This is a genomic window from Pseudoalteromonas sp. SaAl2 (assembly GCF_052947895.1).
Genome location: NZ_CM129605.1, coordinates 723252 through 745192, shown reverse-complemented (window position 1 = coordinate 745192; position 21941 = coordinate 723252). Strand labels below are relative to the sequence as shown.

The 21941-nt window shown below is 38.6% G+C and carries 22 protein-coding genes and 3 pseudogenes; 5 read left to right on the top strand and 20 right to left on the bottom strand.

Annotated features, from left to right (window positions below; all coding sequences use genetic code 11):
- The 5 genes and pseudogenes from fliG to ACU8V8_RS03465 all read right to left on the bottom strand — a co-directional run bounded on the left by fliG (window position 1) and on the right by ACU8V8_RS03465 (window position 5810).
- Window positions 1-1047 (bottom strand): flagellar motor switch protein FliG, encoded by a 1047-nt coding sequence (fliG, locus tag ACU8V8_RS03485; protein WP_446888861.1) that lies wholly within the window; start codon window positions 1045-1047, stop codon window positions 1-3.
- Window positions 1040-2756: pseudogene (fliF, locus tag ACU8V8_RS03480) on the bottom strand (flagellar basal-body MS-ring/collar protein FliF). The gene fliG and the pseudogene fliF overlap by 8 nt, the downstream one beginning before the upstream one ends.
- A 20-nt stretch (window positions 2757-2776) precedes the next feature.
- A complete protein-coding gene (fliE, locus tag ACU8V8_RS03475; RefSeq protein WP_256827082.1) occupies window positions 2777-3109 on the bottom strand; it encodes a flagellar hook-basal body complex protein FliE in 333 nt (110 codons plus the stop codon).
- Between the two features lie 168 nt (window positions 3110-3277).
- Window positions 3278-4701, bottom strand: a pseudogene (locus ACU8V8_RS03470) (sigma-54-dependent transcriptional regulator).
- Window positions 4698-5810 (bottom strand): sensor histidine kinase, encoded by a 1113-nt coding sequence (locus tag ACU8V8_RS03465; protein WP_446888860.1) that lies wholly within the window; start codon window positions 5808-5810, stop codon window positions 4698-4700. Before ACU8V8_RS03465 ends, ACU8V8_RS03470 begins: the two are co-directional and overlap by 4 nt.
- Before the next feature lie 125 nt (window positions 5811-5935).
- Between ACU8V8_RS03465 and ACU8V8_RS03460 the strand changes: the two are divergent.
- Window positions 5936-6530 (top strand): annotated as a pseudogene (locus tag ACU8V8_RS03460) (DNA-3-methyladenine glycosylase I).
- Between the two features lie 164 nt (window positions 6531-6694).
- Here the strand turns inward: ACU8V8_RS03460 and ACU8V8_RS03455 are convergent.
- The gene (locus ACU8V8_RS03455; protein WP_446888859.1) at window positions 6695-8131 is read right to left on the bottom strand and encodes a sigma-54 dependent transcriptional regulator; all 1437 of its coding nucleotides are present in this window, start codon (window positions 8129-8131) and stop codon (window positions 6695-6697) included.
- Window positions 8132-8292: 161 nt separating this feature from the next.
- Window positions 8293-9078: a flagellin N-terminal helical domain-containing protein gene (locus tag ACU8V8_RS03450; protein ID WP_446888858.1), complete on the bottom strand. Its 786-nt coding sequence runs from the start codon at window positions 9076-9078 to the stop codon at window positions 8293-8295.
- Window positions 9079-9288: 210 nt separating this feature from the next.
- Here ACU8V8_RS03450 and pseB point away from each other — a divergent pair, with 210 nt between their 5' ends.
- The 4 genes from pseB to ACU8V8_RS03430 are packed head-to-tail and all read left to right on the top strand — an operon-like array spanning window position 9289 to window position 12320.
- Window positions 9289-10290, top strand: coding sequence for a UDP-N-acetylglucosamine 4,6-dehydratase (inverting) (gene pseB / locus ACU8V8_RS03445; RefSeq protein ID WP_446888857.1), 1002 nt, complete (start codon window positions 9289-9291; stop codon window positions 10288-10290).
- 8 nt (window positions 10291-10298) lie between these two features.
- Window positions 10299-11462, top strand: a complete 1164-nt coding sequence (gene pseC / locus ACU8V8_RS03440) for a UDP-4-amino-4,6-dideoxy-N-acetyl-beta-L-altrosamine transaminase (RefSeq protein WP_446889575.1) — start codon at window positions 10299-10301, stop codon at window positions 11460-11462.
- Window positions 11459-12043: an aldo/keto reductase gene (locus tag ACU8V8_RS03435; RefSeq protein WP_446888856.1), complete on the top strand. Its 585-nt coding sequence runs from the start codon at window positions 11459-11461 to the stop codon at window positions 12041-12043. Before pseC ends, ACU8V8_RS03435 begins: the two co-directional genes overlap by 4 nt.
- Window positions 12036-12320 carry an aldo/keto reductase gene (locus ACU8V8_RS03430; RefSeq protein ID WP_446888855.1) on the top strand — a complete coding sequence of 95 codons (285 nt, stop codon included), beginning with the start codon at window positions 12036-12038 and terminating at the stop codon, window positions 12318-12320. The genes ACU8V8_RS03435 and ACU8V8_RS03430 overlap by 8 nt, the downstream gene beginning before the upstream one ends.
- Here ACU8V8_RS03430 and ACU8V8_RS03425 read toward each other — a convergent pair.
- The 13 genes from ACU8V8_RS03425 to ACU8V8_RS03365 form a co-directional block, all read right to left on the bottom strand.
- Window positions 12317-12448 carry a WbqC family protein gene (locus tag ACU8V8_RS03425; protein WP_446889574.1) on the bottom strand — a complete coding sequence of 44 codons (132 nt, stop codon included), beginning with the start codon at window positions 12446-12448 and terminating at the stop codon, window positions 12317-12319. The two genes, ACU8V8_RS03430 and ACU8V8_RS03425, sit on opposite strands and share 4 nt — an antisense overlap.
- 13 nt (window positions 12449-12461) lie before the next feature.
- A complete protein-coding gene (locus tag ACU8V8_RS03420) occupies window positions 12462-12758 on the bottom strand; it encodes a WbqC family protein (RefSeq protein WP_446889573.1) in 297 nt (98 codons plus the stop codon).
- A gap of 31 nt (window positions 12759-12789) precedes the next feature.
- Window positions 12790-13059 (bottom strand): WbqC family protein, encoded by a 270-nt coding sequence (locus ACU8V8_RS03415; protein ID WP_446888854.1) that lies wholly within the window; start codon window positions 13057-13059, stop codon window positions 12790-12792.
- Between the two features lie 354 nt (window positions 13060-13413).
- Window positions 13414-13698 carry a methyltransferase domain-containing protein gene (locus tag ACU8V8_RS03410; RefSeq protein ID WP_446888853.1) on the bottom strand — a complete coding sequence of 95 codons (285 nt, stop codon included), beginning with the start codon at window positions 13696-13698 and terminating at the stop codon, window positions 13414-13416.
- Window positions 13679-14614 (bottom strand): DegT/DnrJ/EryC1/StrS family aminotransferase, encoded by a 936-nt coding sequence (locus ACU8V8_RS03405; RefSeq protein WP_446888852.1) that lies wholly within the window; start codon window positions 14612-14614, stop codon window positions 13679-13681. Before ACU8V8_RS03405 ends, ACU8V8_RS03410 begins: the two co-directional genes overlap by 20 nt.
- Window positions 14605-15279, bottom strand: a complete 675-nt coding sequence (locus tag ACU8V8_RS03400) for a class I SAM-dependent methyltransferase (RefSeq protein ID WP_446888851.1) — start codon at window positions 15277-15279, stop codon at window positions 14605-14607. The genes ACU8V8_RS03405 and ACU8V8_RS03400 overlap by 10 nt, the downstream gene beginning before the upstream one ends.
- A gap of 1 nt (window position 15280) precedes the next feature.
- Complete coding sequence (locus ACU8V8_RS03395) at window positions 15281-16255, bottom strand: glycosyl transferase (RefSeq protein WP_446888850.1); 975 nt, start codon at window positions 16253-16255, stop codon at window positions 15281-15283.
- Window positions 16227-17588, bottom strand: coding sequence for an NAD(P)-binding protein (locus ACU8V8_RS03390; RefSeq protein ID WP_446888849.1), 1362 nt, complete (start codon window positions 17586-17588; stop codon window positions 16227-16229). The genes ACU8V8_RS03395 and ACU8V8_RS03390 overlap by 29 nt, the downstream gene beginning before the upstream one ends.
- Window positions 17589-17590: 2 nt before the next feature.
- On the bottom strand, window positions 17591-18646 hold the full coding sequence (gene pseI / locus ACU8V8_RS03385) for a pseudaminic acid synthase (RefSeq protein ID WP_446888848.1): 1056 nt from the start codon (window positions 18644-18646) through the stop codon (window positions 17591-17593).
- Between the two features lies 1 nt (window position 18647).
- Window positions 18648-19409, bottom strand: coding sequence for a cytidylyltransferase domain-containing protein (locus ACU8V8_RS03380; RefSeq protein ID WP_446888847.1), 762 nt, complete (start codon window positions 19407-19409; stop codon window positions 18648-18650).
- On the bottom strand, window positions 19410-20735 hold the full coding sequence (locus ACU8V8_RS03375; protein ID WP_446888846.1) for an aminotransferase class III-fold pyridoxal phosphate-dependent enzyme: 1326 nt from the start codon (window positions 20733-20735) through the stop codon (window positions 19410-19412).
- 117 nt (window positions 20736-20852) lie between these two features.
- Window positions 20853-21338, bottom strand: coding sequence for a GNAT family N-acetyltransferase (locus ACU8V8_RS03370; protein WP_446888845.1), 486 nt, complete (start codon window positions 21336-21338; stop codon window positions 20853-20855).
- Window positions 21338-21940, bottom strand: coding sequence for a hypothetical protein (locus ACU8V8_RS03365; RefSeq protein WP_446888844.1), 603 nt, complete (start codon window positions 21938-21940; stop codon window positions 21338-21340). Before ACU8V8_RS03365 ends, ACU8V8_RS03370 begins: the two co-directional genes overlap by 1 nt.
- Window position 21941 lies beyond the last annotated feature (1 nt).

Below are 21941 nucleotides of genomic sequence, written 5' to 3'. Positions count from 1 at the left end.
TTACAAGAACTCCTCACCGCCGCCGCCGCCAAGCATAATTTCGCCTGAGTCAGCTAAACGTCGCGCTGTTGATAATATTTCTTTTTGTGCCGCCTCTACTTCACTGATTCGAACTGGCGCCATGGCCTCTAAGTCATCTGCAAGCATGTCTGCAGCACGTTTTGACATATTACCCAATATTTTATCTTTTAATGCTTCGTCCGTACCTTTAATCGCTTTCATCAGTACATCTTGCTGCACTTCACGTAAGATAGCTTGAATACCTCTGTCTTCAACGTCCATTAGGTTTTCAAATACAAACATCAAGTCTTGAATTTGTTGCGACATCTCTTCATCATGCTCACGGATAGAGTCCATTAGCTGACCTTCAATATTAGTATCTAGGTAATTCATTATGTCTGCAGCAGCTTTTAGGCCGCCCATTTTAGCAGCTTGTGCACCCGCTTGACCTGCGAATTGTTTTTCCATGATCTCATTAAGCTCTTGCAATGCCGCTGGTTGAACTTCTTCAAGGTTGGCTATCCGCATGGTTAAATCTAAACGTACCTTTTCAGGGAACTGCGCTAATATTTCAGCTGATTGCTCTGGCTCTAAATACGATAAAACAATGGTTTGTATTTGTGGATGCTCGTTACGAATAATATTGGCAACTTGTTTTGAGTCCATCCATTTTAATGAATCCAAACCTTTCGCGCCTGATCCCATAACTATTTGATCAATTAGGCTGGCAGCTTTATCTTCACCCAGCGCTGCGGTAAGCGCCTTTTTAATAAAGTCTTCAGATTGGAAACCAATAGTACTAAAGCTTTGTATTTGTTCAATAAACAAGTTGTGAACTGCACTTATTTTGGCTTGTGATAAATCATCTATTGCCGCCATCGCCATGCCCACTTTTTGCACCTGCTTAGGTTCAAGGTGTTTTAAAATTTGCGCTGCGTCTTCTTCCGACAAGCTCAACAATAAAATTGCTGCTTTATCTACGCCGTCTAATTTATCAACATCGAATGCTGCTGGCAGTTGTTTTTGTTCTAAGTCTTGATCAGTCATCTTCGGTTAACCACGCTTTCACAACCTGTGAGGATAGTTCTGGTTCATTCGCAACTAAGGCACGAACGGCTTTAAGTAAGTCTTCGTCGCCATGTAAGTCTGGTAGTTGCAGTGTACCATCACTTGAGAAGCCAACCGAAGCAGAATCAAAATCTTTATTTAGCATATCTAGCGTGTTATCGCCAATATCAACGCCTGAGCTTAGTGCATCATCATCATATTCTTCAAGTGTGTCGTCTGGGTAAATTAAACGTTTCAGCATAGGTTTAACCACAGCCATAATCAATACGATAATAACTAATGCGCCGAGTACTAAACGAACAACCTTCATGAACCAGCTTTGCTCCCAAAGTGGTACTTCTTCTAACACGTCTAATTGCTCACGAACAAAAGGAACCGTAACGACTTCTAATGCATCACCACGCTGTAAATCAAAGCCAACCCCACCTTGTAATAAGCGACGGATATTTGACAGTGCTTCAACTGAGCGCGGTACCATAGTGGTTTCACCATTTTCACCCACAGTGGGCAAGTAATCCACCGCAACTGACACACTGATACGGCGAATAACACCTGTTTGCTGACGCTTATGTGAAATTGTAGTATCTAGCTCATAGTTACGGGTAGCTTCTTTATGACTTCTGCTCGGAGATGTACCTGTACCCGTTCCTCCTTGCCCCGCAATTTCAGGAATATCAGAGTTGACTGGTGGTTGGTTTGTCAATGCACCAGGAATACCAACCGCAAGACCACCAATGTTATTCTCTTCAAATGTTGTTTCACTACGAACCGCAGGTAAATCTGGGTTATAACGCTTTTGCGTTTCTTCAACTGCACTAAAGTCCATGCTTAAATCAACTTGCGCAGTATAATTGCCCATACCAACTACTGGCATTAAGATGCTGTCAATTTTTTGTAGATACTCTTGCTCACGCTTACGTTCAATATCATATTCTTTACGAGAACGTGCCGCTAATGAGCTTTGCGAACCTGAATTAAGTAAACGGCCATTTTGGTCAGTCACTGTGACTCGTGCTGGTGATAGGCCCTGCACCGCGGAGGCAATAATATCAACAATTGAGTCAACTTCTTCACTATCAAGCATTCTGCCGCGCTTGAGTGTTAAAACCACTGTAGCAGAAGGTTCTTTTTTCACGACGAGCAAATACATTTTCTTTTGGAATAGCGAGTAATACTTTAGCACGGGTGACGTTTTTTAATTCTTCAATAGTACGCGCTAACTGCTGCTCACGGCCATGCTTTAAGCGTTCACGCTCTAAACGCTGACTTACACCAAAGCCCATATCTTGCATTATAATATCAGTGCCAGAGCTCGGCGCTTGATCTAACCCTTCACGGGTCATAAGCAGTTTAATATTCTGATATTCACCCTCTGCAACTGAAATGACATTGCCATCCAGCTCATATTCAATCTTTTGCGCATCTAAAAAATCAAGGGTTTGAATTAACTCTTCTGTCGGCATTTTACCCAGCGGGCGCATATCTGGCTGACGAGCCCAAATAATCACAAAAATTGCGATAGCTAGACAGATAGCTAGGGCGATGATCAAAGTCACTTGGCGCAATACATCAACACCATTTAATGCGCTTAAGTAGCCTGATTTTTGCTCTTGTTGATCGTCATTATCAGCTTGGTCGATACCGCCACCAGCTAATGCTAAGTCGGTTGATTGATTAGATTGCGCCACAATAATTCTCCACTACCTAATTAAACAGGCATGTTCATGATTTCTTTATAAGACTCAACAAGCTTATTACGAACTTGAACTGTCGCCTCAAAAGCAACTGATGATTTTTGCGATGCAATCATCACTTCAGCAAGCGATACACTGCGATCTCCCATTTCTAAAGCCGTTACTTTTTGTTTTGCTTCTTGTTGATGATTATTAACGGTGTCGAGAGCGTTAGTTAATAAGTCACCAAATTGTGCAGACGAAGTAGGTTGAGCTTGCGTTGGGATCACATTACTTGTGTTACTACGGCCAGCTTCTAAAGCCATTGACTGCATTTCTTGGAATAACGCACTATTTTGAATTTTCATAATTATCTCTGACGATGCACTTTACTAATAACCTAATAAAGCACAAACCATGCCATAAAATACAACATTTAAATTCAACAACTTAGACAGCATTGGACGTGTCAGGGTTTTGACATAGTAACGCTCAGCAGTGCTGAGCGTTACTATATAATGGAGCTCATTGAGGGGTTAAGCTGGTAATGCAATTCCTAAGTCGCGCATTTGTGCTAGCTTATATCGTAGAGTTCGAGGACTGATCCCCAAAGTTTCGGCTACGTCTTTACGCTTACCTTGGCAGCGAGTGAGTGTTTCAAGAATAATGCGATGCTCTTTATCTTTTAGCTCATCTTTATATGTGCCAGAGTCTAAACTTGGTAATTCAGTCATCGGTTCTGTCGGCTCTGTTTTTGCTGCAATAGTTGGCGTGACTGCATCATAATAAGCTTGACTGGTAGTAGCGGTTTTACCTGCGAAAGCAGTCGCTGTTAGATTTTCAATAAAAATGGCGCTTTCATCTATTACATCACCTTGGCGTAAAATTAACGCTCGTTGGATCACATTATCGAGGTTCTCGAACATTACCCGGCCATGCATGAGAGAGTAACTTTTGTTGTGCTTGCTCACTAAGGCGGGCAATTGACTCTTTGCTCTTAGCTAAATGTCGCTCAATTAAGTGATTGGCGAGTACTACAATATCACCTGGGCGCTCACATAAAGGCCGCCACATTAAGGGGAATACATTGAGTCTATAATATAAGTCTTCTCTAAACTGGTGCTCACTTACAGCCTCTTTTAAGTCTCGGTTACTGGTTGCAAGTACGCGTACATCAAGCTTAATTGTTTTACGTCCACCTAAGCGCTCAACTTCACGCTCTTGCAGTACACGTAGTAATTTAGCTTGTAAGCTCAAATCCATCTCGGTAATTTCATCCAATAATATAGTACCGCCTTGGGCTTGCTCAAACTTACCAGGGCAAGCCTGAATAGCCCCGGTAAACGCACCTTTTTCATAACCGAATAAAGTGGCTTCAAGCATGTTTTCTGGTATTGCCGCACAATTAATTGCTACAAACGGTTCACTTGAGCGCTCTGACTTATCATGAATATAACGAGCCAGCACCTCTTTACCTGAGCCACTTGGGCCTAACACCATTACGCTGGCATCAGATTTTGCCACTTTGCTGGCAAGCTCTAATAATTGGATACTTGATGGATCGGCGACAATTGGGCCATCAGTTTCTTTTTTCCGGCTCTGGCAAATAGCGACTGACCATATTTAATAGCACTTCAGGTGCAAATGGTTTTGCCATGTAATCAATAGCCCCCAAACGCATGGCTTCAACTGCATCATCGATAGTGGCGTATGCCGTCATCATGAGTACAGGTAAATCAGGGTAGTTTAAATTAATGCTGCGTAATAAATCGAGCCCGCTCATCACCCCCATTTGAACATCACTAACCACTAGCGAGAAATTATCTTTTTTTAGTAGCAACATTGCTTGCTCAGCACTGTCGGCTGCAACACATGCAATACCCGACATTTCTAATGTATCAATCAGCGCTTCGCGAAGACCTGCGTCATCTTCAACAACTAAAATAGTGTTATTACTCATAATGCCTCCACCGGTTTAGGTTCAGTACATATAGGCAGTAAAATGCTAAAGCATGCGCCGCCTTGTGTATTGTTAGCCACTTCAACTCGCCCTTGGTGAGCACTCGCTACGGAGCTAACAACGGCTAAGCCAAGGCCTGTACCCTGGCTTTTAGTGGTAAAGAAAGGTTCAAAAAGTTTTTCAGCTTGACTCATATCAACCCCAGGCCCGTTATCGCATACACTGATACGCACATGACTTTCAGATTGGGTATCTCTCACTGCATTTACTTTCACTAACGCACCTGAGCCAATTACCTGAATGCTGTTATGAATTAAATTTTGAATCGCACTGGCTAAGGCCGTTTTATTACCCATAATAGCAATATCAGGCTCCGGTAAATTAACCTCAGGTTCACTATTATTAAGTGCAACCATGGCATCTGAGCCAGCTTTGACTTCACTTAGCAATTGCTGCATAGAGACTTGCTCTACAACTTGCTGGTCACCGCTTTTTGCAAACAGCAGCATATCGTTTACTTGTGTTTCAAGATCTTTCAAGCGCGACATGAGCTTAGTATGAAAATTACCACGAGAAGTTTCAGGTAAACGTTTAGAGCCCAAATTAGCCGCGTATAACATAGCAGCAGATAACGGTGTTCTAACTTGATGTGCTAATGACGCTACCATTTTACCCAATGCACTCAAACGCTGCATGTGGGCAACACGCGTTTGTAAGCGCCGCGTTTCAGTTAAGTCCGTCATCAATATTAACTGGCCAGGCTCTGGCGCTAACGCTGTAATATCTAACTTGATTAATCGACCATCTTTTAAAGAGACTTCATGACCATCATCTTGCTGAGGACGAAATGATCGCTGAATAATGCTGAACCACTTTTCACCTTCTAACGGCTCACCTAACATATCAATGGCAATTTGATTAGCCTTAGCAATCATGCCACGGCCGTCAAGTACAATAACGCCAGCAGGCATAGTGTCGACCAAATGACTTAACCAACTCGCTTGTTGACGAAGCTCACTCAACTCCCCTACATACTCTTCTTGTTGCAGGCATGGGTTATATTGATTAGCTGTGATAAATTGTGGTTTTAAGACATTTGCAAGTGCCATAGTTAACTCTCTAAAAGGTTCTCTATGGTGATAAATGCACGATCTATACCAAAATTATATTCACCAAATTCATTAACTTAGCGTAAAAATAGCGCGACAATAAACTGACACAAGGAAAACACACAATGACTAAAAAAAAGCTGTGCCGCTGTCCATGGCTAGATACATCAAAGCCAGATTATGTCGCCTATCACGATGAAGAATGGGGCGTACCTTTATATGACGATCAAAAATTATTTGAGTTTATAACGCTCGAATCCGCCCAAGCTGGATTAAGCTGGTACACCATTTTAAAAAAGCGTGAAGGCTATCGTCGTGCGTTTGCAAATTTTGATGTTAAAACCGTAGCCTCATTTAGTGAAGCCGATATAGAGCGCTTAATGCTCGATGAGGGTATTGTGCGTAACCGGCTAAAAATCAGTGCAACAATCAACAATGCAAAGCGCTTTTTTAGAAATTCAACAAGAGTTTGGTAGTTTTAGCAATTACCAATGGCAATTTGTCGACAACCAGCCACAAGTCAGTAATTTAAATGAATTAAGTGACTACCCCGCCATTACTGAAGCATCAACGGCTTTCGCTAAGGATTTAAAAAAACGCGACTTTAAATTTTTAGGCCCAACCACTGTTTACGCGCACATGCAGGCATGCGGTATGGTTAACGACCACAGTAATAATTGTTTTCGTAAAGCAGAGATTATTGAAAAATACTCGGTTTAGGAGCTAGGCTTATGAGGTAAAAATAAAGGTATTAGATTTTAGGGTATTTGAAGCTCGTCGCTCGAAGCCCGTGGCATTTTTTCTTCTCATTTACCCTCATTGTCTTCTCATTGTGTAATAAATCTTTAAACGATTGATCCACCACACATAGCTCCGAGTTCAAATTAATCTCGTGATAGGTTATATTTTTTCATTTTTTCAACAAGGGTTGTACGTCTTACCCCTAGTATCTCAGCGGCGCGAGCAACCACGTAATCATAACGCTCTAGTGCTTGGGTAATAAGGCTTATTTCAAGCTCAGCTAAGTAGTCTTTTAATTCAATACCTTCGTCAGGTAATAACCCAGAATCAGACGCAGCTATCTCAACCTCAGGCTCTTCATCATAATCACTAAAGCCCGTACTAAAAATATCATTAAACGCGTCACGTTCCATCAGCTCTTCAGGGTATTGAGGCTCATAGGCATCAACTTCAATATAACGATATTTTGCAGGAAGATCTGGCACATCAACGACCTTCTCAGGAAACATAATAACCATACGTTCGACTAGATTTGCAAGCTCACGAATATTACCCGGCCATGCGTGTTCTTTTAGGCTTTCAATTGCTCGTTCGGTAAACTTGGCTGTAGTACCACTTTGCTCATTTACACGGCGCATTAATTCTTTTAGCAAAAGCGGTATATCATCAGCACGCTGTGAAAGAGATGGGTTTTCGATAGGGAAAACATTTAAACGATAATATAAATCTTCGCGAAATGAGCCTTGCTCAATCATATCTTCAAGGTTTCGGTGAGTCGCAGCAATAATACGTACATCAGCTTGTATCGCTTTCGTACCACCAACACGTTCGTAGCTGCGCTCTTGTAACACGCGTAGAAGTTTTACCTGCATTTGCAGGGGCATATCGCCGATTTCATCTAAAAACAGCGTACCACTTTGAGCAAGTTCGAAACGGCCTTTACGGGCTGAAATAGCTCCTGTAAAAGCGCCTTTTTCATGCCCAAACAATTCACTTTCTAATAACTCACCGGGGATTGCACCGCAGTTTACTGGTACAAATGGCCCTGAATTACGTTTAGATAATAAATGTACATTGCGAGCAACCACTTCTTTCCCCGTGCCAGATTCACCTAAAATAAGCACATTTGCATCAGTTTTAGCTACTTGCTCAATTAAAAAGCGTACATCTTTAACTGCTTCTGTTTCACCAACTAACCCGTCAAACGACTTATGTGGCTTCTGGTGTTTGTGATCGCTTGGCAACATGCGTTGATATTGCTGGCAATCATGCAAAAGTTGAGTGGTGACATCATGATTAAATGGCTCAGAAATCAACCCCACTACATTAGCAATGCTCAGCAGTGATTTTAAGGTCTCGCCAATCAATAAAAAAGGAACAGCAGGATAGCGCTTAATTAAGCTTTCATGATCAAACTCTTGTAACGCTCCTAAGATAACCATGCATTCTTGCTGTTGGTACTTATTGCACTCTTGTTCGAAGTTTTCCTCTTCTAGGCTTAAAACAGCTTCACCAATAAATGTCAGTGAAGCATGTAAACCAATCGCACGATTATTATTATTATCTAGAATCAAGATCATTTGTCAGCGAACCACAGTTACAACAAGCTATTAGTATTTAAATTGTAAGCGAGTTTGAGAGGGATGCAAGCACTAAGCGACAGTTTTTTGACATCATTGCCAAAAAACTGCCACGGGGTAACTATAAGTAATACTTATGAATTACTTATAAAACGCAAAGTTTATAATAAACCCAGTATTGACTCAGCAGATTGATTTGCTTGACCGCGCAGTGCAATGGATGCTTGGGACAAAATATCATTAGATATCTGTTGAGATATAGCCTGAGCATAATCAGTATCGTCAATACGACTTTGGCTTGCTGCAATATTTTCTTGCTGCGTCCCTAGCCCCTTAATAGTACTCGCTAAGGTATTTTGAAAAGCCCCAAGCTCTGCACGTTGGGCGTTAATTTCGTCCGCTGCTTGGTCGCTAATATCAATTGCGGCTTGTGCCCCAGCTTGTGTAGAGATATCGATGGTTGAGATTACTGTTGCAAAGCTACCATCCGAAGGCATGGTTGTTTGTGTGGTATTGGCATCAGGCCCTACTTGAAACGACACAGATTGACTATCAAATAAAGGTTTACCTGCAAAGTTTGCGTTTTCAAACGTCTCGGTAATTTGACTTTGTAACTGCACTACTTCTTCTTGCAATGCTGCACGGTCACTATCACTGAGAGCTCCGTTGCCTGCTTGAATTGAAAGCTCACGAATACGCGATACCGCATCATTAACACCGGATAAACTTGACTCAGTGACTTGAGCGTATGAAATACCATCGTAAGCATTTCGCACAGCTTGGCCATAACCATCTTGTTGTGAGGTTAAACGGTCAATAATCTGTAATGCCGCCGCATCGTCTGCTGCAGAATTAACTTTTTTACCTGTAGCAAGTTGCTCAGCAAGCTTATTGGACGTTTGTTGAGTTTGACTAAGTAAACTAGTGTTTGGTGATTGAATTTTCATAACAGACTCCGACACTCTGATTGGTTAAATTATAGCTTAATTTGCCAATTTTTACACTTTGTACCATGTTTAAACTAAATTAACTTGGCATCACACTTGCTAACTTACTCAGTTACTATGTAAAGTACTGAGAATTGTGTCAAAATTCTCACAATGCGTACTGCACTTTTATAAATAGCTACGCCAATGATAAACAACTTGGATAACACTATGTTCGATAATAAAACGATTTTAATTACCGGTGGTACCGGTTCATTTGGTAAGAAGTATGTAAAAACCTTGCTCGAGCGCTATAACCCAAAAAAAATTATTATTTTTTCCCGCGATGAGCTAAAACAATTTGAAATGCAACAAGACTTTGATCAACCTTGTATGCGTTATTTTATCGGCGATGTACGCGATAAAGACAGATTACGCAGAGCAATGCGTGGTGTTAATTATGTAATTCATGCTGCAGCTCTTAAGCAAGTCCCTGCGGCTGAATATAACCCTATGGAATGTATAAAAACTAATATTAATGGTGCAGAAAACGTGATTGATGCCGCCCTTGATAATAACGTAGAAAAAGTAATTGCACTCTCTACAGATAAAGCTGCCAACCCAATCAACTTATATGGCGCAACAAAACTTGCTTCTGATAAGCTATTTGTTGCTGCTAATAATATTGCGGGAGGACATAAGACGACGTTTTCTGTAGTTCGATACGGTAATGTTGTGTGTTCACGGGGTTCTGTTGTACCTATTTTTCAAAAGTTTATTGACCAAAGACGCGACCACATTCCAATCACTCATGAAGAGATGACTCGTTTTTGGATTAGTCTGCAGCAAGGTGTAGATTTTGTTTTGACTAACTTTGAACGAATGTTAGGTGGTGAGATTTTCGTTCCTAAAATACCTTCTATTCGCATTATTGATCTTGCCAAAGCCATGGCGCCTGACTTACCTATTAAAGTTATCGGTATTCGTCCTGGTGAGAAGCTTCATGAAGTAATGTGTCCGCAAGATTTATGTTTTGAAACTTATGAATATAAGGATCATTATGTAATTGCCCCAGGCATCAAATTCAGTAGCCGTAGCAATGACTTTACCGTGAATGCAATTGGCGAAAAAGGTAAAAAAGTAAAACAAGGCTTTGAGTATAACTCTTTAAGTAACCCACACTATATGACCCTTGAAGAAATCAAAAACTTCAATGTCCAAGCGTTGCTGTAATACTTATGATGATGAACAAGGTAATTCCTTACGGCAAGCAAAGTATTTCACAAGACGATATTAATGCCGTTATTGATGTCTTAAAATCTGATTGGTTAACACAAGGGCCTGCTGTTCCGGCATTTGAAAGTGCCATTGCTGAGTATTGTAGTGTTAACTACGCCTGTGCCACTAACAGTGCCACTTCAGCTTTGCATATCGCATGTCTTGCTTTAGGTGTAGGTGTTGGCGACATCGTTTGGACGTCGCCAATTTCGTTTGTGGCATCAAGTAACTGCGCGCTGTATTGTGGCGCAAAAATTGACTTTGTTGATATAGACCTTAAAACAGGCAATATGTCGGTTACAGCCCTTAAAGAAAAATTAATAGTTGCCAAGCATAACAAGCGACTTCCCAAAGTGGTTATCCCTGTTCATTTAGCAGGTCAATCATGCGATATGGCCGAGATAAATAAACTTGCCAAAGAGTATGGCTTTAAGATCATTGAAGATGCCTCACATGCTATTGGGGGGACGTATAAAAACAAGCCTGTTGGCAGCTGTGAGTACTCAGACATTACTGTTTTTAGCTTTCATCCTGTAAAGATCATCACTTCAGCTGAAGGTGGTATGGCGGTTACTAACTGCGAAAAGCTCAATAAGAAAATGAAGCGCTTACGCAGTCATGGCATCACTAACAATCCAGATGAAATGACTGAACCATGTCATGGTCCTTGGTATTATCAACAAATTGAGCTTGGCTTTAATTATAGAATGACTGACATACAAGCAGCATTGGGGCTAAGCCAATTAAAACAACTAGATAACTTTGTAAGTGTACGTAACGACATTGCAAAAACATATGACCATGCATTTGCAAATCCAGCTGTAGCTCATTTAACACAATCGAATGATTGTTACTCTAGCTACCATTTATATATTGTTCGTTTAACGCAGTGTGGCGTAGAAAAACACAAATCAGTCATTACAGGCATGCGCGAGCAAGGAATTATTGCTCACTTGCATTATATACCCATTCATTTACAACCCTATTATCAAGCATTGGGCTTTTCTGAAGGCGATTTCCCAAACGCTGAAACATATTACAAACAGGCTGTTACAATTCCTGTGCATCCAACAATGACAGCGCAAGAGCAGCAATTCGTTATCAATACATTGATTGGTTTAGTATGAAGCTTGCTCTAGGTACAGTGCAATTTGGCTTGGACTACGGTGTTAGTAATCACGCTGGAAAAACCCAAACAGATGAAATTGAGCGTATTTTAGCCCTAGCCAAAAATTCTTCTTTAGATACCATTGATACCGCAGCAGCCTATGGAGATGCGGAGTCTATATTAGGTAAGTGCGCTATTAACGATTTTAATTTTGTGAGTAAAATAAAGCCCTTACCTGATTCATGCATTGAAACTGATTGGGTTCAGTCTAACCTTGAAAATACACTTGCAGATTTAGGGAAAAATACTATATACGGGCTTCTATTGCACAATGCAGACGATTTAAAAAAATATCCAAACCTTTTAGAAATCTTAAATAGCCTTAAAACTAAAAATAAAGTAACCAAAATAGGTTTATCGGTTTACTCTACAAATCAAATAACTCAGAGCATTTTAGAACAGATTGATTTAATCCAGTTACCCGCTAACATATTCGATCAGCGCTTTTTAACTACAGATCTTCTAAGTAAATTCCAACAAAGCGGAGTTGAAGTTCACACACGCTCCGCTTTTTTTACAAGGCTTATTACTGATGTCTGAAGGTGAGTGGCCTGAATATTTTAACCCTATAAGGCCTTCCCTTGAGCAGTTTCATAAGCTTGCTAAACGCTTAAATGTAACTCCTTTAGCATTGGCTATTAACTACGTTGTTGGGATTGAAAAAATTGATAAAGTTGTTGTAGGTGTTAATAGTGAAGCCCAGCTCGAAGAAATTTTTCAGGCAATAGAAAGCAAGTTAGAACCCAATATATTTTATAACGAGCTTTCTATCAAAGACGAGAAATTTATAAACCCTGCCAAGTGGCAGCTCAGTTAGTAAAAATCACTATAGTGAAGCGCTTGCTTTGTAGAGTTTTTTATTAGCTCTGCTGTCTTATTGGGGCCGACATTAAATAAACAATCAATCACGCTTAGATGCGACATAAAATCGCCGTTCCTTTGCAGATACTCAGGATGTTCAAAGTTTTGATAGTAAACATCTATTTTGTTTTTTTACTAACTGTCCCCCAGGGGTGAATTCTTCAATATAATCTTTCGCTCCTATCGGCGATAGGTAAACATCACAATCTAATATTTTGCTTAGGGAAACCAGCCGACTATCTTTTACGCCTTCAACATTAGATAACGCAGAAGATATAAAAGTTGGCGTGCTAATACCGATATAACCCATCAATGCCTTAATAAGTGCAATATTAAACTGAGCTACAGTATTTAAGTTATCTTGTTCAAATACCGATGAAAGGACTGGGAACAGCTCTTCAAAATGTTCGGTTTTATTATAGTTTTCATAAATACTTCTTAGGTGCTTTTTTTTTCCACACTGCTTCTTTTACAAATGAGGTATTTTCAATTGTGGCAGCTAACCTCCCATTCGGTGTTGATACATGGCAACTAAGCATCAGTGACTGATTCTTAGCTTTTATTCTATTTCTGATATGCCAGTCACTTTTCTCTAGTTTTACATCATCAAGAAATACAAACTTATCCGCGCTTTGTATTAATGCAAAGTAACCTAGCCAAGGTAAATAAGTTGGCTGCATCACACTTAAAATCATATAGGGGAGCCCTCTTTGTGCAGACTCAAAGTAAACTCATAAGGGAATCCATCTCTTTTTGTGAGATAGTCGTGCTTTAAATTCACGAAGGGAGTCATTTCTCGCTTACAGTGAGCAAAAATAATCATCGGATCTATATAGAATAAGGTAGGCTCCTCAAACTCTACATAACTTGTTAAAGCATTAAATATGACCGACTTTTCACATGCAGCAAAACTTTTTGAAAGTACACTTTTCATGAACGAAAAATTATCACTTGTTCTATTATTAAAAACACCACTGATTAAAACGTGATCATAGCTAAGTGGTATAGCATCACTATAGATATCAAACAATTCAAAACTAGATTTTTTATCATCTGAAAACTTTTTTTTCGGCAGAATTAATAAACTCTGGGACAAAGTCTAAGCCTAGATACTCCCCTGTAAATCCATTATCACGGAAGAATGCCAACATATCTCCTAATCCACAACCTAAATCAATAACCCGACTTGTTTTCGATATTTGCTCAAGGAAGATCTTAAATCGAACATTTTGAGCTTCTTTTGATACATGTTGAACAGATTGATGACTATCACCAAACTGAGCATACAAGCCTTGATAATAACTTTTTAGGCTATTAGCCCTGTCTGTAGTCATTGATAAATTTTACCATGTTAGTTAGTTGAGCTTTAGACGTAGCCGGCTGCACAAATAAATTTATAATTTTATTTCCGATTTCTTCTGCATTTGGGTAATTACCTTGAGTCTGCAAAAGGCCTAAAGAACGATAGTGACTAGTGAACAATATGTTTTTTTGCTTTGCTTCATTTAAAAAATGCTTTCTGTTTTCAAGGAATAATGGGTATCGCCAATAGGTTAATTCAGGATTGTATGAAAGCTTTTTAAATGTTTGATTAGAAACCCTTTGCTCTATAAAAGCAATATTAGACTTTCTTATAGCAGTTAACCTATCTAACTCGTTTAGACTTTCTAATACATGGGTCGCTTGTATTGAGTCTGAGAATTGTGCCATTTCATTACTAACTAAAAAACGCCTTATCTTATCAGCATAAATTTCGCAATTTGTCATTAATGCGCCACCATAGTTATTGCTAATAGGCTTATCATAGCCAAAGCTAATAACAGAGAAATCTCCAAAGCTTCCTATTGGTCGGCCTTTAAATTTTCCGCCATATGCAAGGCAAGCGTCTTCAATTAAAATGACGCCGTTTCGCTTAGCATAATCAGTAATTTCATCAATTGCGCAAAAGTGACCATACCCATGCACAGCAAGAATTGCTGAAACATCATCATCCATTACTGATTCAATTTGCTCAACTTCCATAGAAAGTGAGCTGAGTGAAACATCTGCGAGCACAACAGAGTAACCAGCCATTTGGATAGAGAATAAAACGATAGGACAACAACTCGCAGGCATAATTATCTTACTACCTCGCTTTAAACCTGCGCATTGAAGAGCAGTGATAATTGCAAAGCCACCTGAACGGGTAAGAATGACATTCTCCCGCTCAAAGTAAAGTGCTAATTCTTTTTCTAACTCGGCTAAACCCAAATTCTAATATCCTTTCGGTATGTAGCAAGCACAAAGGTTTCAGGCTGAGTTAATACTTCTACCTTTTTTGCATGTGCTGATAAATCATCGATTAATCTTTCAAAGTTATAAAAGCGCCACTGCGAATAACGATGTATCAGTGGTATCGTCTTCTCATATTCTAAGTCGCTATTCCCTTTAATTTCTGACTCAAAGTGCGCATCAAGAATATCTCCTAATAAAATCAAGCCCCCAGGTTTTGTGACACGAATCATTTCTAAAATCACTTCTAATGCATAGTCATATGAAGGAAAGTAGTGAAAAATGCTGTAGCAAAGTACTCTATCAAAATAATTATTCTTGAATCTTAATCTATTTGCTTCTGACTGAGTGAATGCTCCATCTGGCAACAACATTTTGGCCTTGTCTACCATAGACTCAGAGTAGTCAACACCCACTAATTCGTTAAAATTATTAGCTATCTTTGAAAGTAGCAAGCCATTGCCACAACCGACATCCAATACATTACCTTTAGAGGCTGGGTTTAATTCTAGCTTACTTAGTACATCTGCACTTAGTGCTAGCCATGCACTATCATCAAATGGGCGTCCAACCTGCTCTTTAAAGTCGGCACTTGCTCTTGCTATTTTTTCCCATTCAGCTTGTTTCGATTCAAACTCGTTCATTTTAGGCCTTCATGATTTTAAGTGCTAAGTTTCGTGTTGAATAAGTATTATAAGTCTCTATAAATGCATTTAACTGCTTTGCTTTTTGCTTAAGAAAAATGGCTATGCCATAAGTCAATCTATCAACATTTGCATCCTCTGCAAGGCCTAAATCGTAAGTTAAATTATTTTTAGCTAATTCTATCGTATCTTGGTGTTGTGCATGTGTTTGTGAGATTGAACAATTGGGAATTAAACAAAAGCCTGCTTCATATTTAGTTAACCCACCACCACTAATAATTAAATCACTATCTGCAAAGTAACTCGAAATATCTTCAGTAAATCCAACTATTTCTACCCTATTATTTTCAACATTGAGTTGCGGTTTTTGTTTATCTATTAGAATAAAGTCGACACCAGTAAAAACTTGGTCCAAAGCCGCAATAACTTTTACACCCACATTAAAAGTGTCATGACCTCCGATAAAAACCAGCACTTTTTTAATTTTATTTTTATGTAGTAGTGCTAATCTCTTTTCCCTTAAAGCAACGAACTCAGCTGGAAATGAAAAATAATTAACCCCTAAACAGCTTGCATTGCATGTTTGATAAAATGCTTCTGCGTTCAAACGAAAATTTATTATAAGCTCAATAAAATCAAAATTATATTGTTGAAAATCATCAAGAACACACAATTTAAAACCAGCACAGCTTAAATTAAGCAGTTGATGCTGAGAAAACTCGTAGCTATCACAAATTATGGTTGTGTTTTCAGGATTATTGAGCTCTTTTAGTACATTGAAAGAGTAAAAATTAATTTTCTGCTCAGCAAATAAATCATAGTCACCATAGAAGTAAACACTAGAGCATTTCGATAATAAATTGATTTCTCTGGCAATATTTAAACATCTTGATAAATGCCCAAGGCCAGCACTTTTCGTTGCATGGCAATAGAAAATAAATTGAGCGTTAGTTTGCATAGTTATTGATATCTTCATATGCAAACCTAAGAACGTCATGTAAAAGCCAACAACGTCCGCTAAATCTACCAGAAACAAGTATATTACTATATGCAGATATCAGAGTCTGATAATTAATTTCAGTCGCTTCTGCAAATCCCTTTGTAGGTACAGGGAAAGTATTTTCAATTTGCTGAACAAAGCCACTTTGTATAGCTGCATCTTCAGTAATCAACCCCATATTCCTTAGATCTTCTACACCTTCACTTAAAGTAAACTCAGCCTCACTTTTATCCCTAAGTACCTCTGCAGATACAGAGTGAGTTTTCTCAGTGCGTAAATTATCATAAAGAGTGATTCTAAAAATCTCAGAGCTTGGATCCCAGTTCCATAAATAGTGAGATTTATTATTATTGAGGGGTTTATCAAATGTTGCGTGCAAAATATAAGCAGTTCGGAACGTAGGCCGATAACTATGAATAGGTAATCCTCCCGCATGTAATGCAAAAACAGGAGGTGCACTCCAAAAAACAAGTTCAGTGTTAATTACTTCACTGTTACTTAGCTCTACCGAGTCAATTTTACCATTTGATTCAAATAATTTTTTTACCTGAGTATTAGTGATAATTTCAACGCCTACAGCCTGAGCTTTACTTACGAGCTCTGATACCCATAACTGTACTCCATCAGTATTTGGATAAAAGTAATATGGCATAGGAAAGTTATTCTCTTTCAAATATGAGTCATATTCGCTGCTTTTATGAAAGCCTAATTTTTTATCTATTTCAGGGTGCTGTTTTAGTATTCTCGTTAAGTTTTCATCAAATGCTTTTATCCTATTAGCACCAAAGTAGTTGATGCTAGTGCTCGTGGATAAACGCTTTTTATCGACATCCTTTCCGTACAATTTATTGATAACTGGCATCGCCAAGTTTTCATAAAACGTTGGCCCTAGAGTTTCATTTAAATATGCTTCGATGTTGGTTGCTGAACTTGGCTGGATTGAGGATAAAAACTCACCAACTCCTTTGTGATAAATACCTTCATTTAACTTTCTAGCGTCGATCGTTTGTGTTTCTAAGTCCCAAGAACCGGCAAAGTAATTTCCGGTTTCTAGCCGTTGAAATTGATGCCAGTGTATTTCCTTATTCTCGAAATTAAAGATAATATCATCCACTTCCTCGATGCCGGTTGTAACTGGAATATGAGTACCTTGGTCGTAAATATTACCTTGTTCATCTTTAACTGAGCTAAGTAACCCACCAACAACACTCCCTTGTTCAACCAGCAAAACTCGATCATATCTTTTTTTTAGTAATATACTCGCTGTAAGACCACATACTCCACCACCAACAACAACACATGTTTTCATAGCTAATCACCGATATTATCTAATACGTCAAAGCTTACACGATCACCAATTTCGACTTTGCTACTAACTTGTTTACCAATAACTTGATCGTAATATTTAGTATGAAGTCCAAAACCAGGTCTTACTGATTTAATGACATCAGCAGTAATTACATCACCTTCATTAAGTGCTTTAGCAAAGTATAAAGAGCGCCGAGCTAAAATATTTTTTTGTGCTGACACCGTTATTGAATAGTCAACATGTCCTAGTGCCTTCTCTGCATCTCTTACAGCACATACCAATTGACTAAATTCGTTTTTATCTAAAGAGAAAAAGGCATCCACTGAGTCATCACTTTTGTCTAAAATGAAATGTTTTTCGATGATTTTAGCCCCAAGAGTGACACTCACAACTGGAGAAATTACACCTTGTGTATGATCTGAAAGACCTGCAATGCAATTAAAGCGATTCTTGATATCTGCAATCGTCGCTAAGTTGCACTCTTCTAATGGGGTAGGATAAGCTGTTGTACACTTTAAGATTGCAAGCTCTTTACAGCCACTCTTCCTCAATACTTCAACTGCAAGCTCAATATCTTCAAGGTCCGCTATCCCAGTTGACAAAATCACAGGCTTTCCAGTTTTTGCAACATATTGTAAAAGGGGGATATCTGTTATTTCTGGAGAAGCGATTTTGTAAACAGGTGCACCAAGTTCTTCTAGAAGATCAACTGCAGAAAAATCAAAGGGTGAAGAAAAAATATCAATATCACAACGCTGTGCTTCAGCAAATAACTCTTTATGCCACTCCCAAGGCGTATATGCTTTTTGATATAAAGAATGCAATGAAACATGCGATTGCCATGGATTATCGCTAGGTAAGCAAAAATCAGGTTTATCGCAATCAAGCGTGATTGTATCTGCAGTATAGGTCTGCAGCTTAATAGCATCTGCACCTGCTTGTTTAGCTGCTCTAATTATTTCTTTGGCTTTTTCTAAACTACCACCATGATTAGCTGACATTTCAGCAATGATGTAACAAGGACTAGTAGAATCTATTTTTTTTCCATTAATTTTCATATTATTCTCTATCTTGTTGTTCGTTTTTAAGAGAAATTAAAAGCCCTTCATTACGAATTATTTGAGCATTAATCGCTTTTATATCAGGATGGCTGTCTAGGAATGCTTTTATCTGTTGATAAGTTACATTTAGAGTATCATCATTCGCATCAGCAATCGCTTTTATAACTTGCCAATCTTCTGGTGTGTCTAAAGTAAACCGATAATGACTATCATCAGTGTCATTATTCATTTCAATAACTCGATATTGTTGTGCTGTATTTTCATAGAAATGCAAGGTGACATGTTCTAATTCAGATGGCCTCAGTGTTTCTAAAACAAGCCCATTTAACGCCTTAGTTTCTATAACTTCACAGTCAACGCCTTCTGCAAACTTCTCACTTAAAAAGCCATACTGAGCATTTTCATCTATTACCTTAGTACACAACCGCTCACAAATATCAGCATCAACAAAAGGTGTATCACCTGTAATACGAATTACGAATTCACAGGGGTACAACTCTGTCGCGAGCTGGAACCTTTGTAATACGTTCTCTTCAGGCCCTCGAAAGAATTTAATACCATGCTCTTTAGCAACAAGGCATAATTCATCGTTTTCTTGATTAGTCGATGTAAGTAAAACAATATCATCAATACGAGAGGCCTTTTTTAGTCGCTCAACAACTTGAACGATCACAGGCCTACCATTTATACCCTTAATAACTTTGTTAGGTAGTCTTGAAGAACCCATACGAGCTTGTATAAATGCAATTACTTTAGCCATCTAATTTAACCTTTGAAAACCACTATGACACACAGGCCCATCAATTAAACTTGCAATATTTTGGTTACTATCAAGCGCACCTTGCAATAGGTTAAAAACTTCAGTGATAGCAGAAATATACTTTTCACATGCCTCTTCACTATGGGCAATGGAAAGATAAATTACATTACTGGCTAAAAAACCTCTTTTTAGCATCTCTTGGGTGAACAACGTTTTAAGTGCTAATGCTTGATCTGTAGGAAAAATAAAAATAGGTACACTATCAATACCAATTATTTTTAAATCAAAGCCAGCTTTAGCTGATGCATTTAATATTTGTTTTTTGAGCTTTTTGCCAATTTCATTAAGCTTAAGAGGTACATCGTCACGTTTAAAAATTTCCAATGTTTTAAGCGCAGCAACAAAACCAACTCTTTCAGTCCAGTAAGAACTACTGATAAAAGATTGCTGTGCAGCATCCATTACTTCTGAGCGACCTATAATTGCACCGATTGGATGTCCGTTACCTAACGCTTTACCAAGTACACAAATATCAGGTTCCACCTCAGTTAACAGGTGGGATGCACCTGTATTTAATCTAAAGCCAGAAGAGATCTCGTCAAAGACTACGACGATATTGTTTTCATGTGCAATCGCTTTTACTTGTTTTAAAAATTCAACATTAGGTTGGCCATGTCTGAACACTTCCATCATTACGACGCCTAATCTATCACGGTGCTTTTCAACAATAGTTTTGAAACCTTCAATATCACCTTCTTTGAAGGGAATAGCAGTATTAAGCAGCTGTTTTGGCACACCCGCAGGTTTTAGTCCTGGTAATAGTTGCTCATCTAAATTTTCACTATCACTAATATTTGTCGCTAAATACCAATCATGCCAACCATGATAACCACAAAATGCCACTGTTTCTTTCTTACTAAAAGCACGAGCAATTCGAATTGCTAAAGTACACGATTCTCCACCAGTACGAGTGAAGCGAACAGCCCCTGACCAAGGGTGAATAGCTATTAATTGCTGAGCAAGCTCAACTTCTTCATAGCAGTTTAAACTACTCATTGACCCATCTTGTACGGCTGATATTACTGCTTCATTAATCTCATCGTTGGCATAGCCAAGAGAGCTAGTTCCAATTCCCATAATAGAAAAATCGTAATAGTGATTATTATCTAAATCCCAAACTTCACAACCTTTTGACTTCTTATAGTAAGCGGGCCATTGTTCCGGTAGAAACATTTCAGCACGCTTCGATAGTAGCTGATTACCTCCAGGGATTATTTTTTTTGCTTGTTGCCATAACTTAGCACCAGAATTATTTTTTAAGGTCATGAAATACCCCTAGAAGATTATGATTTGAAAAATATTGATTTATGTAGGAATATTATAGAGATAATAGATTCCCATATATAGGTTATCGGCAAGATAGCTATAAAATAAAGTGGTAATTTATGAAAGTGACCAACGCATGTAAATACCTTGACCTTTTTTATTAAAAGTACGAAAACCTAATTTCTCATAACTCTTGATAGCTGGGATATTGTTGGCATCAACACCTAAAATTATTTCACTAATAGAAAGCTGCTCCTTCAGACAATTTGCTGTGGCAGTAATTACTTCAGCTGCAACTCCCTTTCCACGCCAAGTCGGTTCACCTATTAATATTCCCATTGTGGCTTGACCACTTTGCAGGTCAATTGGTTCGTACTTGATGTTACCAATATGCTCGCCCTCAAAAAATATCCCCCAGAGAATACAATCAGAAGCTGTATTTTTAGAGTTAATATAATCTTTTAGTGAGTTAATTGAGGAGGATGAGTAAGCAATATATTGCTTACTCATCGTGTCTTCAAACCAACTGAGGTAGCGTTCAGACGCATCGAAATCATTTAACAACCTCAAAGTGAAGCGGTTGGTAGAGATTGAGGTGTTCATTAAACTGAAGGCTTTGAGTAGTCGAAACTATAATCACTCAATACATTCCATCTTGTTCTATATTGATTAGGCGCATCAAGAATAAAATCCTTCCACAACTCCTTTGCTTGTTGATAATAAGGAATGATTTCTTTGTCATCTCCAAAATTATAAAGTAAAGAAATTAACACAGAAGTGACATATAGTGATTCACCTTCTAGAAGAAGGTAAAGGTGGGTATAGCGCGGGTGGTTTTTGAATGAGAACAAATAACGCAGACTCTTTAATAATTGTTGTAATGCATCTGCTCGATTATCAATCTTAGAGTCTAAAATTTCAGCCATAATATTACACAATTGCTCAAATTCATCGAAATCTAAATACTGCTCTAACTCACTCCCTTCGCTTGAACTGGAAAAAGTGTTGTACTTAATTTTATCTATGACCTCATTCTTACTGAGACCACTTTTTTCAAGAATAATATCTTCAGATTTTAGAGGTAAGGCTCCTTTCAAGAAAGTGCCATCACTACAATTATAGCAATTAAGTCCTGAGCTTTTTTTTAAACTTAAAAATCTTTCCATTTGAACTTTACCAGTATGCATGAAATGATCTGTGATCACT